This window comes from Nonlabens sp. Asnod3-H03 (assembly GCF_045063665.1).
GTDB lineage: Bacteria > Bacteroidota > Bacteroidia > Flavobacteriales > Flavobacteriaceae > Nonlabens > Nonlabens ulvanivorans.
The window spans coordinates 1,837,233-1,850,290 of record NZ_JBEFOD010000008.1; the positions used below are offsets into that span (position 1 = coordinate 1,837,233).

Sequence of the window (13,058 nt, forward strand, 5' to 3'; positions counted from 1 at the left end):
AAAGATACACTTAAAAAGAAAAACTAGGAACATAAAATGGTCCTATTGATTGTATCCTGAAAACAGACTCCTATCCTCGCATCTTGAGCATAAAAAAATCCCTTGTCTAACAGACAAGGGATTTATTAAATATACTAGAAGTAAAAGATTACTCTTCTTCAGTAGACGCTGCTGGAGCTGCTACTTTACCTTCCATACGATCTTTAAGAGCTTGAAGCTTTGAGTTTGCATCACCTAATGTAGGCTTATCAGTTGACTCTTGAGATTTTGCAGCTGCCTGCTTAACAATCTTAGCTTCTTCTTCTTTATGGATAACCATGTGAGAAGCAACTACTCTCTTAAATTCTTTATTGAATTCGATGATCTGGATTTGAGCAGACTCACCTTTCTTCAATTTAGTACCATCTTCTTTTTCTAAGTGACGAGTTGGAATGAAAGCAGTGATGTCTTCATTAAATTCAACTACTGCACCTTTATCAACCATATCAGTAATAGTAACGTCGTGAGTTGTTCCTATTCCAAATTCAGCCTCATACTTATCCCATGGGTTATCCATAGTTTGTTTGTGACCTAGTGATAATTTACGTCCTTCTACATCTAATTCAAGAACAACTATATCTAGTTTATCTCCAACTGCGCAGAATTCGCTTGGATGCTTGATCTTCTTAGTCCATGATAAGTCAGAGATGTAGATTAATCCATCTACTCCTTCTTCTAACTCAACAAATACACCAAAGTTTGTGAAGTTTCTTACCACACCAGTGTGACGAGAACCTACAGGATACTTAGTAGTAATGTCTGTCCATGGATCTGGGTGAAGTTGCTTCATACCTAGAGACATCTTACGATCTTCTCTATCAATAGTAAGAACTTGTGCATCAACCGTATCTCCTACTTTTACAAAGTCACCAGCACTTCTTAAGTGTGTAGACCATGACATTTCAGAAACGTGGATTAATCCTTCAACACCTTCTTCGATTTCAACAAAAGCACCATAGTCAGCAATAACGACTACTTTACCTTTTACGTTGTCACCTGGCTTGATCTTGTCAGATAGAGCTTCCCATGGGTGTGGCTCTAATTGCTTAAGACCTAACTGGATACGAGACTTATCTTCATCAAAGTCTAGGATTACTACGTTAAGTGTTTGATCTAGTTCTACAACCTCATTAGGGTGGTTGATACGTGACCAAGAAAGGTCTGTAATGTGAACTAATCCATCTACACCACCTAGATCTACAAATACACCATAAGAAGTAATGTTTTTCACAACACCTTCTAGTACTTGTCCTTTTTCTAGACGAGAGATAATTTCTTTTTTCTGCTCTTCAATATCTGCTTCAATAAGAGCTTTGTGAGATACTACTACGTTTTTAAATTCGTGGTTGATTTTTACAACCTTAAATTCCATAGTCTTATCAACATAAGCGTCATAATCACGGATAGGCTTCACATCAATTTGTGAACCTGGTAAGAATGCCTCAATACCGAATACGTCTACAATCATACCACCTTTAGTACGACATTTTACGTAACCGTTAACGATTTCTCCTGTATCGTGTGCATTGTTAACGCGTTCCCAAGCCTTGATAAGACGTGCCTTACGGTGAGAAAGAACTAATTGTCCTGTCGCATCTTCACGAACATCTACAAGAACCTCAACTTTATCACCTTCTTTAAGGTTTGGGTTGTAACGGAACTCATTTAAAGAGATAACACCTTCAGACTTTGCGTTAATGTCGATAATTGCATCGCGATCTGTGATCTTGATAACAACACCAGTCATTACATCATTATCGATTGTGTCTACAAAGTTATCTTCTACAAGCTTTTCAAAAGCTTTCAATTGATCTTCATCAACTTTTTCGATTCCTTCGCTGTAACGTTCCCAATCAAAAGTGTCTAAAAATTCAGTTGGGTTAGTTTGTTGTGCTGTAGCGGTTGGTGCAGTGTGCGCCTGTGTTTCTTCAGTAGAAACTTCTGCTACTTTTTTGTTGTCTTCAGCCATGTTTGTTTGCTGATTAAAATTTGTATTCTAAAAAGGCGTGGAAACTAATAGAACTTTTTTAGAAGAATTATTTATAAAGTTTTGATTCCCAACCGGTTTCCTTATTCTCGATTTGGGTTTGCAAAAGTACAATACTTTTTAATAAAATCATAGCCCTTTTTAGATCTAATTATCTGTGTGTGATGCTTGTTGTTCTCGCTTTCGCGAAAGCGTAATGTATATCTGTAGTCTAGACAGTTACCTATTATAGACTCAATCAATAGTATCTTTTACTCATTCCTATTTGAATTTACAGAAATTCAACCTTACATTCGCCCACCCAAATATTGAAAAATATAAATCATCGTGTTATTAAATGAAAATTTAACGACAGATGCTCAGTAACCTCGCAGATTGGACCATGAGAAGACTTATAAGCCAAAAGTACTTTTCATTATCTGCGAGGTTTTTTTAATACTCTTAAATAATCGTATTATTGATAAAACCATTGATACTGATTATGACCTCAAAAGCCACTACTCCACAAGAATATATCGATCAGCTTCCTGAAGACCGTAAAAAGCCTATTTCTGACTTGAGAAGTGTTATTCTTAAAAATATGCCGGCAGAATTAGAAGAAGGTATGTTATATGGTATGTTAGGTTATTATGTACCTCAATCTGTTTATGAACCAGGATATCATGTAGGTAAGGACTATTCACCATTACCATTTATTAATGTTGCTTCACAAAAGAATTTTATAGCACTGTATCACTCTGGAATTTATGCTCACCAACCTCTAATGGAATGGTTCAAAGAGCAATACCCAAAACACTCTAAGTATAAACTAGATATGGGAAAAAGCTGTATCCGTTTTAAAAAGGTGAATGATATTCCGCTAGAGTTGATTGCAGAGTTGTGTACTAAAATGAGCGTTGATCAATGGATTGGGATTTATGAAGAGAACATCAAGAAGTAAATAATGAAAAAAGGGAAAGAAGATAAAATTCCTAAACCATTACTTGTTATTAATAACTTCATACTAGTTATTGGTAGTATCGCTGTTATAATTGGTTTGATATTCTTTATCAAGTATATGATTGAACTGGATCAAAAATATGATAAAACCGAATCTGCATATTTACATATGACAGTTCCTGCAGATCCTTTTGTAAAGTTGATTTAAGCTACCTTTTTTATAGAACCAGCAGATTCCGCATCACTTCGACCAGCTCAGCGCAAACAAGTGCGGAATGACAAGATTTTAATAATCTAATCGGTTAAACAAAGCAGATTCCTTCGTTGCTCTCGGAATGACATTATTTAACTATCGCATCGCCTCTTCAGCCCATTGAACCAGTTGTTCAAACTGCTGTTCTCTGTTCATCTCGCTAGTGTCCAATAATTTTGCGTCTGCTGTTTGTGTTAGCGGACTATCTTCTCTTGTAGAATCGATATGATCACGTTCTATGACATTCTTAAGAACTTCTTCATAAACAACCTCATCACCACGACCTATAAGTTCATCATAACGTCGCTGCGCACGCACTTCTGGTGCTGCGGTCATAAATACTTTTAATTCTGCATCTGGGAAAACAACGGTTCCTATATCACGACCATCCATGACCACACCTTTTTCTTTTCCCATTTCTTGTTGTTGTGCAACCAGTTTAGCACGAACTTCAGATACTGATGCTACTAAACTTACTATAGAGCTTACCTCGAGTGTGCGTATTTGCTTTTCAATGTTTTTACCATTTAAATAAACATCTGCGCGATCTGTTTCTTCATTGCGTTGGAATGATACCTTAATTTTATCTAAGGAATCGATAAGTTCTTGTGCATGCAGTTGATTATCTCGATAGATGTTTTCGCTTAAAGCGTAATAAGAAATAGCTCTATACATGGCACCAGTATCTACATAAATGTACTTTAATCGCTGCGCAAGTTGTTTTGCAGCAGTACTCTTACCGGTACTAGAATGTCCATCTATCGCTATCGTAATCTTATCACTCATTATTGTAAATTTATATTAACCCCAAAAAGGCTGGTATGTGACGCCAGTGTATATCGTGCATGTGTATAACTGAATCGCATTTTATTAATTTTTAAAGAGAATCCTGCACTTACACCAGAAAATGCTCTGGTGTCTTGAATACTCAACTCTTGTGCCCTGCGAAAATTATACCCAAGTCGCACTTGAAAGGCTTGTTCTGGAAAAATTTCTACTCCAAATACAGTATGACGCAATGCATTATTGAAAAATCCAGGTTTATCTTCAATGACATTACCGTCTAGATCAGTTTGAGCATTGGCATCATTTGAGAAAGCAATATTCCATTGCTGTAAATTTTCTAAAGTCACGTGTAGACGTAGTGGTAGGTTTCTCATGTTATTTGAAAATCCTAATGCAACCTCTAATGGTAGTTTTTCATAAACCTCATTATAAGGTGTAAACTGCGTACCGATGTTGCGCACGACTAAAGCCACTCTGATATCTTTATCTTCATTATAGTAAAGTGCACCAAAGTCAATCGCGCCACCTAATGAGGTATATTGCTCTAGCTTTGAAGAGATGACTTTTACATTTGCGCCTAGATAAATATCTGAAAACGGAATATTATAAGCATATCCAGCAGATATCGCTACTTCATTACCGCCAAATTCACCTGTAGAAACTCCTTGCTCGTTGTAGCCATCAAAAGTTCCGTAATCTAAATAAGTCACACCTACATGAAAAGTCTGTACATGTCGATCCCATGTATAAGCATATGCCGCAGTACCATAATTAACATCACCTAGATAGTTGGCATAATTCACTTGTAACTGATTATCCATTTTAGGATTAATCGTCGCTGGATTAAATATTCCAGAGGTAGGATCATAATCAACACCGGTAAGTACTCGTCCACCTAGAGCAGCCTGTTTTGTTCCTGCTGGTAGATTGAGAAATTGGTACGTGGTTCTTCCTCCTATTTGCGCTTGCGCGAAAGCAGCAGACAAAATCAGCACCAATAAAATCGATATATGGGATTGAGATCTTTTCACTTCTATTCTAACGACTGCAAGTTTAATTTATTTTTGAGCGTGTTACTAGTTATTGAATAAGGAATTTGGTACATTTCGTAAGTTGGCTAACATTAAATTATGAACTTAAATTTTCTCTTTACCGTATTTATGCCTTTGATAATGCTCCAAGGCATGATTCTAGAACAAGAAGTTTATGGAAGCTTACTATCTGTTCCTAAAGCAGAAAGTTGTCTAAAACAATATAATCTAGAAATTGATCTCAGTAAATCAACTGCTGTTGTTTATAATACATTAGAGATTAAACTAACTGAAGGTCAAGAATATATTGAAATACACATTCCACATATCGCTTTTAACAATGGTATGAAAAAAGGTGCATATAGTAATGATGGATGGACTCGTTACCGCAGCAATGATTTTGAGCAATTTAGTTGGAAGATTAATGGTCGTGAGTTAACTTCTCAATATGAATTTACCGTTCACGATAGTCTTGTAAATCTTAGAAACAAATATTTAAAGATTGATTCTTTACAAAATCTAAATAGTAGTTCGAGAGTAGACAGAAAGCAATTAGAAGAATTCAATCAATTTGAATTATCCGAGGAGTTTGATAATAAAGTCCTAAGCGGTCTTTACCCATGGTACATTTTAAAAATCAAAAATGAATTTAGTAATACTAATACTGCAACCTCAACTTTTGAACTCACTTATGAACTAGAATTAGGTCCAACTGTACAAAATAAGAGAGAAAACTACTTTCATTTTAAATTCAATGAACCTGAAAAAGAACTAAAAACTCCTATTCATGTGGATATAAAGCTTAACAAGCTACCGACGCGTAAAATCAATTCTCAGATACCTGACGTCCTTATTTATGATAAGGATAAAAAAATCCTAAGCGCCATAATTGATGCCAATATTACTGCTCATTCTCAAAATCTATTGTTGTTTATTAGATAAGGTCTTTTAAATGAGGTAGTGTTTTCAACCCATTCGACCAAAGATCGGTATCGCTCACTTTGCACACCTTTCCTATTCCTAGGAAAAGTGCTTGTCTTATTTTTTATAAAAGCTCGAATGTCAGGCTGAGCTTGTCGAAGTCGTTTTCCATAGCGTAAAGCCAACTACGACAAAATCTGATTGACAATTCAAAACAAAAAATCCTCAGCGCAAACTGAGGATTTTTAAATTTAAAATACTAAAACAAATTAACTCAACTTCTTAGCATTCTTTACTTTTTGCTTAGTAAGCGCTAGTTCTAGCACGTCACTCATATCACTAACGTAATGGAATGTCAGACCTTTTAAGTATTCTGGTTTGATCTCTTCGATATCACGTCTGTTTTGCTCACACAGTAAAATTTCCTTAATACGTGCACGCTTAGCCGCAAGAATCTTTTCTTTGATTCCGCCTACAGGTAGTACTTTACCACGTAGGGTAATTTCTCCAGTCATAGCGATACTTTTCTTCACTTTGCGTTGTGTAAATAAAGAAACAAGCGAAGTTAACATGGTGATACCAGCACTAGGACCATCTTTAGGTGTTGCTCCTTCTGGCACGTGAATGTGTACGTTATATTGATCAAATATATCTGTAGATATACCTAACTCTTCTGCATTTGCCTTAATGTACTGCATGGCTATAGTAGCACTTTCTTTCATCACTTTACCTAGGTTACCTGTGATGGTTAAGTTCCCTTTTCCTTTAGAAAGAATGGATTCTATAAAAAGGATATCACCACCTACACGAGTCCATGCTAGTCCGGTTACTACACCAGCCACATCATTATTCTCATACTTATCACGTTCCATACGTGGTGCGCCTAAAACTTCTACAACTGTTTCATTAGTCACCTTAAGATCATAAGGTTCTTCCATGGCTATACTTTTTGCTGCATAACGCACCATTTTTGCCATTTGCTTATCTAGCGAGCGAACACCACTCTCGCGAGTATAACCTTCTACTATTTTTTCAATCTGTGGCTTAGCTATTTTTAAATGCTCTTTAGTAAGACCATGTTCTTTCAACTGCTTAGGCAACAAATGTTGTTTCCCTATCTCTACTTTTTCTTCTATGGTATAACCGGTCACATTAATAATCTCCATACGATCACGCAGCGCTGGCTGAATCGTATTTAAAGAGTTACAGGTCGCGACAAACATGACTTTACTTAAGTCAAAGCCCATTTCTAGGAAGTTATCATAGAACGCATTATTCTGCTCTGGATCCAGTACTTCTAGCATCGCACTTGATGGGTCACCGTTATGTGATGAACTGAGCTTATCGATCTCATCCAGTACAAAAACCGGATTAGATGTTTTTGCCTTTTTAATACTTTGTATAATACGACCCGGCATCGCACCTATATAGGTTTTACGATGTCCACGAATCTCTGCCTCATCACGCAATCCACCTAGCGAGATACGAACATATTCACGTCCTAGTGCCTCGGCCATAGATTTTCCTAGAGAGGTCTTCCCTACTCCAGGTGGTCCATAAAGACATAGAATAGGTGATTTCATATCATTACGCAGTTTTAAAACCGCTAGATATTCTATAATACGTTTCTTAACTTCATCTAGACCGTAGTGATCACGATCTAAGATCTTTTTAGCACGTTTAAGGTCAAAGTTATCTTTTGAAAACACATTCCACGGTAGATCTAGGAATAAATCTAGATAGTTGCGTTGTATAGAATACTCTGCCACTTGCGGATTCATGCGTTGCATCTTGGCAAGCTCTTTCTCAAAGTGTTCTTTTACCTTATCATCCCATTTCTTAGACTTGGCACGAGTGCGCATTTCATCCAGCTCTTGATGAGAAGACACGCCACCACCTAGCTCATCCTGTATGGTTTTCATTTGCTGGTGTAAGAAATACTCACGCTGCTGCTTATTTATGTCTGAGTGCACCTTAGACTGAATATCATTTTTAAGCTCCAGTTTTTGTTGCTCGATATTCATAAAACGCAAGGTCTCTAATGCGCGATCTTTAAGGTCATTCATTTCTAGCAACTGTTGCTTTTCTGACACCTTAAGGTTCATGTTAGACGACACAAAGTTTACTAAGAAAGAGTTGGACTCTATATTTTTAATCGCAAAACTCGCCTCACTTGGAATATTAGGACTTTGCTTTATAATCTCTAGAGACAGTTCTTTAATACTATCAATGATGGCATTAAACTCTGTATTATCTGGTAGTGGTCTTGCCTCTGGTATGTCTGTGGTTTTAGCGGTGATATAAGGCTGCTCGGTCAGGATTTCGCCCATCTGGAAACGCTTCTTACCTTGTATAATCACTGTCGTATTTCCATCAGGCATTTTTAAAATACGTAAGATGCGAGCTACCACTCCTATTTTGTGCAAGTCGTCTGCACCAGGCTCTTCAATAGATTCATCTTTTTGAGCGACGATACCTATGACCTTATTGGCTGCATTAGCCTCTTGTAATAATTTAATAGAGCGATCTCTACCAGCAGTGATAGGAATAACCACACCTGGGAAAAGTACCATGTTGCGCAATGGTAATATGGGCAACTCTTCAGGAACAGACTCATTATTCATCTCTTCCTCATCTTCTGTACTTAATAATGGAATCAACTCTGCCTCGTGATCTAGATCACCTAGTGACAAGTTGTCTATTTTAATCTTCTTTGGATTGAACATATGCTTTCTTCTCGCCACTATGTCACAAAACACAGCAGCTTTTCAATTATTTTATTTTTATTTTATAGCAATAGATGGTTGTTGTTACGCTTTCGCGAAAGCGGAATAACCAGCATTAAAACACTTTAAATCAATATCTTAAACACCTTACAACACAAGGCTAATGTACTGGTCTACTTTAAACAAAGTATATTGCTATCATTAGTTTTTCAAATTCAGTGCCAGTCCACTGTAACAAGTTGAAAAAAGCTGCATCTTTAAGACGTAACACTAACCAAGTGACATTAACAGAAACTGAAATATCCGTATACGACTTGTGCGAGCAAGGCGATCAAAGGGCACAAATGAAAGTGTATGACAGCTACTCACGTGGCATGTATCACGTGGCATTGCGCATCCTTAAAGACAGTGGCGAGGCAGAAGACGTCATGCAAGAAAGCATGATTGCGGCTTTTCATAAAATGAGCCAGTGGAATAGAGAGGCAACCTTTGGCAGCTGGTTAAAACGCATTGTGATTAATAACAGTCTATCACGATTGCGCAAGACTAAAAAAATGGAAACCGTATCCTATGATGATGTAGCATATCATCTAGAATCGCAAGCAGATGACCAACAAATCGATATGGAAAATGCTGGAATGACGGCAAAAAAAGTACTGCTGGTCATGAACAAATTAAAAGATAATTACAAGCAGATTTTAACGCTGCATCTTATAGAAGGTATGGATAATGAAGAAATATGTGAGATCATGAAGATATCAAATGCGATGTGTCGCACGACGATCTCACGTGCCAAGGAAAGTTTAAGAACTAAAATTAAAGCTCATGAGTAAATCAATGGAAGACTGGTTTAAAGAGCAAGACTTTAATACCACAGAATTACCTAGCGGTCACCGCAATAGATTTCTAGAACGTTTACAAGCGGCTCAAGAAGATGAAAAAGTCGTCTCTATAGATCGAGATGGTAAGGCCGAAGGTCATGCAGATGCAAGGAAAAACCCATGGTTTAAATGGTCACTGGTCGCAGGACTAGCGCTATTAATGGGACTGGCTGGTTTTAATCTAGGATCTAGTAATGATACAGACCTGGCTAGTGTATCACCAGAAATGGCCAATGCTCAAGACTTTTTCTCGAGCACCATTGCCGAAGAGTTGAAGCAACTAGAGTCTGAAAGCAGTCCAGAGACGGAACGATTGATCGCTGACACTAAAGTACAGTTACTAGAACTAGAAAATGATTATCAACAATTAAAACTAGACTTAGATAATAGCGGTAACAGTCGCAAGGTAATTGCAGCGATGATACAGAATTTTCAAAACAGAATAGCACTGCTGGAAGCAGCACTAGAACATATAGAATCTCTTAAACAACTTAAACTGAATACAGATGCAACCATATTATAAAATACTATTACTAGCTTTTTTATTGCCACTGGCAGTAGTCGCTGGTCCTGTAAAAGGTAAATACACTAAAAAGAAAAGTCTCAAAAAGTCCTACACGGTAAATAAAGACGCCATGCTTTTACTAGATAATAAATATGGTAGCATGACCATTACCACATGGGATCAACCTACGGTATCCATTGAGGTTTATGTAGAGGTTACTGGTGATGATCAAGAAGATGTAGAAGAAAAACTGCGTGAGATCGACGTTAACTTTGAATCTAGCGCTAGTCGTGTGAGTGCAAAAACGATGGTAGATGCTAGACGCAAGAACTGGAGCTGGAGCAGCTGGTTTGGCTCTAGTAATAACGTGAGTGTAGAAATTAACTATGTGGTTAAAATGCCCGTGACTAACGACCTAGATGCTCGTAATGATTATGGTACACTATCCCTAGATAAACTACTAGGTCACGCACGATTGAATTGCGATTATGGTAGAATGGATATCGGTGAGTTATGGCATGCAGATAATTATATTAAAATGGACTATACCAATAAGTCTACCATAGACTATGTAAAATCTGCCAGTATCAATGCAGATTACAGCAGCTTTACACTGGGCGAATCTGAAAAGATTGAGTTAAAAGCTGACTACTCACACAGCGAGTTTAAGAAAGTTACAGATCTTAATATCAATACAGACTATGGTAGCATTACCATAGGTGAAGCGGCAGACTTTGTAGGTCGTGGTGATTATGTAAGCTTTAAAATAGGTACCATTACCCATATGCTAGATTTAAACACGGATTATGGATCTATAAGTGTCGCACGTCTACAGGCAGGATTTAAAGAAGTCACGATACGTAGTGATTTTACAGGAGTGAACCTTAGGTATGATGCTAGTGCCCGTTTTGACTTTACCATAGACACAGAGTTTGCAGGTATCTCTATAAGTGATGCGGCAACTATAACCAGATCAGACAGTGATTATACTGATAAATTAAAGTCTGGATATAACGGTACAGAAAACAGTGGTAATACCATCAACATACGCACCTCTTATGGTGGTGTAAAGTTGAGAGCAATAGATTAAACAATAATACAAGATCATCGTTGTAGTCATCTTAGACGCTAGAAACAGTATTGATTACAAACAACTGAATCATAGGAATCGACAACTCAGTCACACTATATTTTATAAAAATCAATAATCGGTCATATTTGAACCATCAAGAAACAAGCTAAAACAAAAATTATGAAAAAGATACTTCTATTATGCATTGTGATATGCAGCACACAAATGGCCACAGCACAATGGTTTGGCAATAGATCTGTAAAAGGTAACGGTGATTTAACTACAAAGACTTTTAACACCAGCGACTATGATGGTGTTGCAGTTGCAGGCTCTATGGATGTGGTCTTAGTCCCAGGAACTGAAGGTAAGATAAAAGTTGAGGCAGAATCTAACATCATGGAACATCTTAAGGTTGAAGTAAGTGGTGGCAAACTAATCATAGGTACTAAAAATAATACCAACATCAACCCTAGAAAACCTATAACCGTGACTGTACCGGTAAAGTCCATAGACTATGCTAGTGTGTCTGGTAGTGGTGAGATTAAAAGCGACATGACACTTAAAGCACGCAACATGCGCTTAAAAGTATCTGGATCTGGAGATATGAATTTAACCATCGAAGCCGAAAATCTAAAAGCCTCTGTCACTGGTAGCGGCGATATGAACATCGCTGGTCGTGCCGAAAATCTAGACGCAAGCGTTACAGGTAGTGGTGATTTAAATACTTATAAATTAAAGGCTAACCATGTAGAAGCCTCAGTAACCGGTAGTGGCGATCTAGCCGTTTATATTAACGGTGGTGATCTTAAAGCACGTGTAACCGGTAGCGGCGACATACGTTATAAGGGAACTACTAGAAATGTAGATAAAAAAGTAACCGGTAGCGGCGACATTGATAAAATGTAAACACCTACTCTATTTTAAAAGAACAAGCCTTGATATGTATCAGGGCTTTTTTTATACGCTTCCGCGAAAGCGAATACACGACTAACCCTACTCATATAGAAAGTCTAAGAGTAATGAAACGTTTTACATGTTGCATTTATCCATAACAACTAGCCACTTTAGTAATTATAAATCACAAGTCTCCCAACCTACTCAACTGTCTTCCTCTCGCTGCGCTCGTCGGAGACAATAATTTGGATGTGATTCGAAATTGATGTATAATTACACCAAGCAATTAAATTATGTCAAGACAAAGTATATCATTTACAGAACCTAACGACGAATGGCTTAAAGCCCAAGTCAATGGAAAAGAATATTCAAGCAAAAGCGAATTAGTAAACGATCTAATTAGACAAGCTAGAAAACAACAAGTCGAAATTGATTGGGTACGAACTAAATTGGAAAAAGCTGAAAATAGCGGATTTACAAGCGAATCAAAAAATGAAATTTTAGCCCAATCAAAAACTCTACTGAATGGCTAAATATCGGTTAAGTAATGAAGCTAAAAATGACTTAATCCGAATTCATCACTATGGAGTTAAAAAAATTGGAATGACTCAAGCGGATAAATATTTTGAATCATTCTTTGAATATTTTGAAATTATTACCCAAAGACCTTTTTCATTTGAGTCAGTTGATCATATAAAAAAGGACTACAGAAGATGTGTTTGCGGAATAGATAGTATTTACTATAAAATAAATAACGACGTCGTTGAAATAATGGCAATTGTCGGAAGACAAGATTTAAACCACATACTGTAACCTGAATAATTAAAACTGTTGCTAACAGCATGTATAATTCATTGCTTGGGCAAGTACTTATTCGCTTTTGTAATTTATAATTACGCTCTTGGGATTAGAAACTATAGAACTGCTATAACGCTGCAAAAGATCAACCAACTTTAGTAATTATAAATCACAAGTCTCCCAACCTACTCAATGGACTAGAATGGCAAAGCTGTAAAACCTCTTG

General features: G+C 37.0%; 14 protein-coding genes. 9 read left to right on the forward strand and 5 right to left on the reverse strand.

Translation table 11 applies throughout. From position 1 onward, the window contains the following. Positions 1-148 precede the first annotated feature (148 nt). Positions 149-2,008 carry a 30S ribosomal protein S1 gene (gene rpsA / locus ACJJVI_RS11570; RefSeq protein ID WP_006795042.1) on the reverse strand — a complete coding sequence of 620 codons (1,860 nt, stop codon included), beginning with the start codon at positions 2,006-2,008 and terminating at the stop codon, positions 149-151. A gap of 101 nt (positions 2,009-2,109) precedes the next feature. After that, positions 2,110-2,268: a hypothetical protein gene (locus ACJJVI_RS11575; protein WP_193743801.1), complete on the reverse strand. Its 159-nt coding sequence runs from the start codon at positions 2,266-2,268 to the stop codon at positions 2,110-2,112. 239 nt (positions 2,269-2,507) lie between these two features. On the opposite strand from ACJJVI_RS11575, the gene ACJJVI_RS11580 reads away from it, so the two are divergent. Beyond that, on the forward strand, positions 2,508-2,966 hold the full coding sequence (locus ACJJVI_RS11580; RefSeq protein WP_405352044.1) for a DUF1801 domain-containing protein: 459 nt from the start codon (positions 2,508-2,510) through the stop codon (positions 2,964-2,966). Between the two features lie 3 nt (positions 2,967-2,969). Then, complete coding sequence (locus ACJJVI_RS11585) at positions 2,970-3,173, forward strand: hypothetical protein (protein WP_348021817.1); 204 nt, start codon at positions 2,970-2,972, stop codon at positions 3,171-3,173. Positions 3,174-3,314: 141 nt separating this feature from the next. Here ACJJVI_RS11585 and cmk read toward each other — a convergent pair whose 3' ends face one another. After that, a complete protein-coding gene (gene cmk / locus ACJJVI_RS11590) occupies positions 3,315-4,004 on the reverse strand; it encodes a (d)CMP kinase (protein ID WP_042272486.1) in 690 nt (229 codons plus the stop codon). Next, positions 4,004-5,035: a type IX secretion system protein PorQ gene (porQ, locus tag ACJJVI_RS11595; protein WP_397299244.1), complete on the reverse strand. Its 1,032-nt coding sequence runs from the start codon at positions 5,033-5,035 to the stop codon at positions 4,004-4,006. The genes cmk and porQ overlap by 1 nt, the downstream gene beginning before the upstream one ends. A gap of 99 nt (positions 5,036-5,134) precedes the next feature. On the opposite strand from porQ, the gene ACJJVI_RS11600 reads away from it, so the two are divergent. Then, positions 5,135-5,977 (forward strand): hypothetical protein, encoded by an 843-nt coding sequence (locus ACJJVI_RS11600; RefSeq protein WP_152556332.1) that lies wholly within the window; start codon positions 5,135-5,137, stop codon positions 5,975-5,977. A 248-nt stretch (positions 5,978-6,225) separates the two neighbouring features. Here the strand turns inward: ACJJVI_RS11600 and lon are convergent, their stop codons facing one another. Continuing rightward, the gene (gene lon, locus ACJJVI_RS11605; RefSeq protein ID WP_036578957.1) at positions 6,226-8,682 is read right to left on the reverse strand and encodes an endopeptidase La; all 2,457 of its coding nucleotides are present in this window, start codon (positions 8,680-8,682) and stop codon (positions 6,226-6,228) included. Positions 8,683-8,921: 239 nt separating this feature from the next. Here lon and ACJJVI_RS11610 point away from each other — a divergent pair, with 239 nt between their 5' ends. The 6 genes from ACJJVI_RS11610 to ACJJVI_RS11635 all read left to right on the forward strand — a co-directional run bounded on the left by ACJJVI_RS11610 (position 8,922) and on the right by ACJJVI_RS11635 (position 12,847). Continuing rightward, positions 8,922-9,515 (forward strand): RNA polymerase sigma factor, encoded by a 594-nt coding sequence (locus tag ACJJVI_RS11610; RefSeq protein ID WP_316930393.1) that lies wholly within the window; start codon positions 8,922-8,924, stop codon positions 9,513-9,515. Then, a complete protein-coding gene (locus ACJJVI_RS11615) occupies positions 9,508-10,086 on the forward strand; it encodes a hypothetical protein (protein ID WP_317291389.1) in 579 nt (192 codons plus the stop codon). Before ACJJVI_RS11610 ends, ACJJVI_RS11615 begins: the two co-directional genes overlap by 8 nt. Beyond that, complete coding sequence (locus ACJJVI_RS11620; protein ID WP_405352048.1) at positions 10,070-11,158, forward strand: hypothetical protein; 1,089 nt, start codon at positions 10,070-10,072, stop codon at positions 11,156-11,158. The genes ACJJVI_RS11615 and ACJJVI_RS11620 overlap by 17 nt, the downstream gene beginning before the upstream one ends. A gap of 162 nt (positions 11,159-11,320) precedes the next feature. Continuing rightward, entirely contained in the window at positions 11,321-12,046 is a 726-nt protein-coding gene (locus tag ACJJVI_RS11625; protein ID WP_405352049.1) for a head GIN domain-containing protein, read from the forward strand. Between the two features lie 281 nt (positions 12,047-12,327). Continuing rightward, positions 12,328-12,567 (forward strand): CopG family transcriptional regulator, encoded by a 240-nt coding sequence (locus ACJJVI_RS11630; RefSeq protein WP_036578964.1) that lies wholly within the window; start codon positions 12,328-12,330, stop codon positions 12,565-12,567. Next, positions 12,560-12,847 carry a type II toxin-antitoxin system RelE/ParE family toxin gene (locus ACJJVI_RS11635; RefSeq protein WP_405352052.1) on the forward strand — a complete coding sequence of 96 codons (288 nt, stop codon included), beginning with the start codon at positions 12,560-12,562 and terminating at the stop codon, positions 12,845-12,847. Before ACJJVI_RS11630 ends, ACJJVI_RS11635 begins: the two co-directional genes overlap by 8 nt. Positions 12,848-13,058 lie beyond the last annotated feature (211 nt).

Excerpts from the sequence above, each read along its gene's own strand:
- ACJJVI_RS11580 (WP_405352044.1), top strand. The coding sequence starts at position 2,508 with ATGACCTCAAAAGCCACTACTCCACAAGAATATATCGATCAGCTTCCT.
- cmk (WP_042272486.1), bottom strand. The coding sequence starts at position 4,004 with ATGAGTGATAAGATTACGATAGCGATAGATGGACATTCTAGTACCGGT.
- lon (WP_036578957.1), bottom strand. The coding sequence starts at position 8,682 with ATGTTCAATCCAAAGAAGATTAAAATAGACAACTTGTCACTAGGTGAT.
- rpsA (WP_006795042.1), bottom strand. The coding sequence starts at position 2,008 with ATGGCTGAAGACAACAAAAAAGTAGCAGAAGTTTCTACTGAAGAAACA.
- ACJJVI_RS11630 (WP_036578964.1), top strand. The coding sequence starts at position 12,328 with ATGTCAAGACAAAGTATATCATTTACAGAACCTAACGACGAATGGCTT.
- ACJJVI_RS11600 (WP_152556332.1), top strand. The coding sequence starts at position 5,135 with ATGAACTTAAATTTTCTCTTTACCGTATTTATGCCTTTGATAATGCTC.
- ACJJVI_RS11620 (WP_405352048.1), top strand. The coding sequence starts at position 10,070 with ATGCAACCATATTATAAAATACTATTACTAGCTTTTTTATTGCCACTG.
- ACJJVI_RS11585 (WP_348021817.1), top strand. The coding sequence starts at position 2,970 with ATGAAAAAAGGGAAAGAAGATAAAATTCCTAAACCATTACTTGTTATT.
- ACJJVI_RS11635 (WP_405352052.1), top strand. The coding sequence starts at position 12,560 with ATGGCTAAATATCGGTTAAGTAATGAAGCTAAAAATGACTTAATCCGA.
- ACJJVI_RS11625 (WP_405352049.1), top strand. The coding sequence starts at position 11,321 with ATGAAAAAGATACTTCTATTATGCATTGTGATATGCAGCACACAAATG.
- ACJJVI_RS11615 (WP_317291389.1), top strand. The coding sequence starts at position 9,508 with ATGAGTAAATCAATGGAAGACTGGTTTAAAGAGCAAGACTTTAATACC.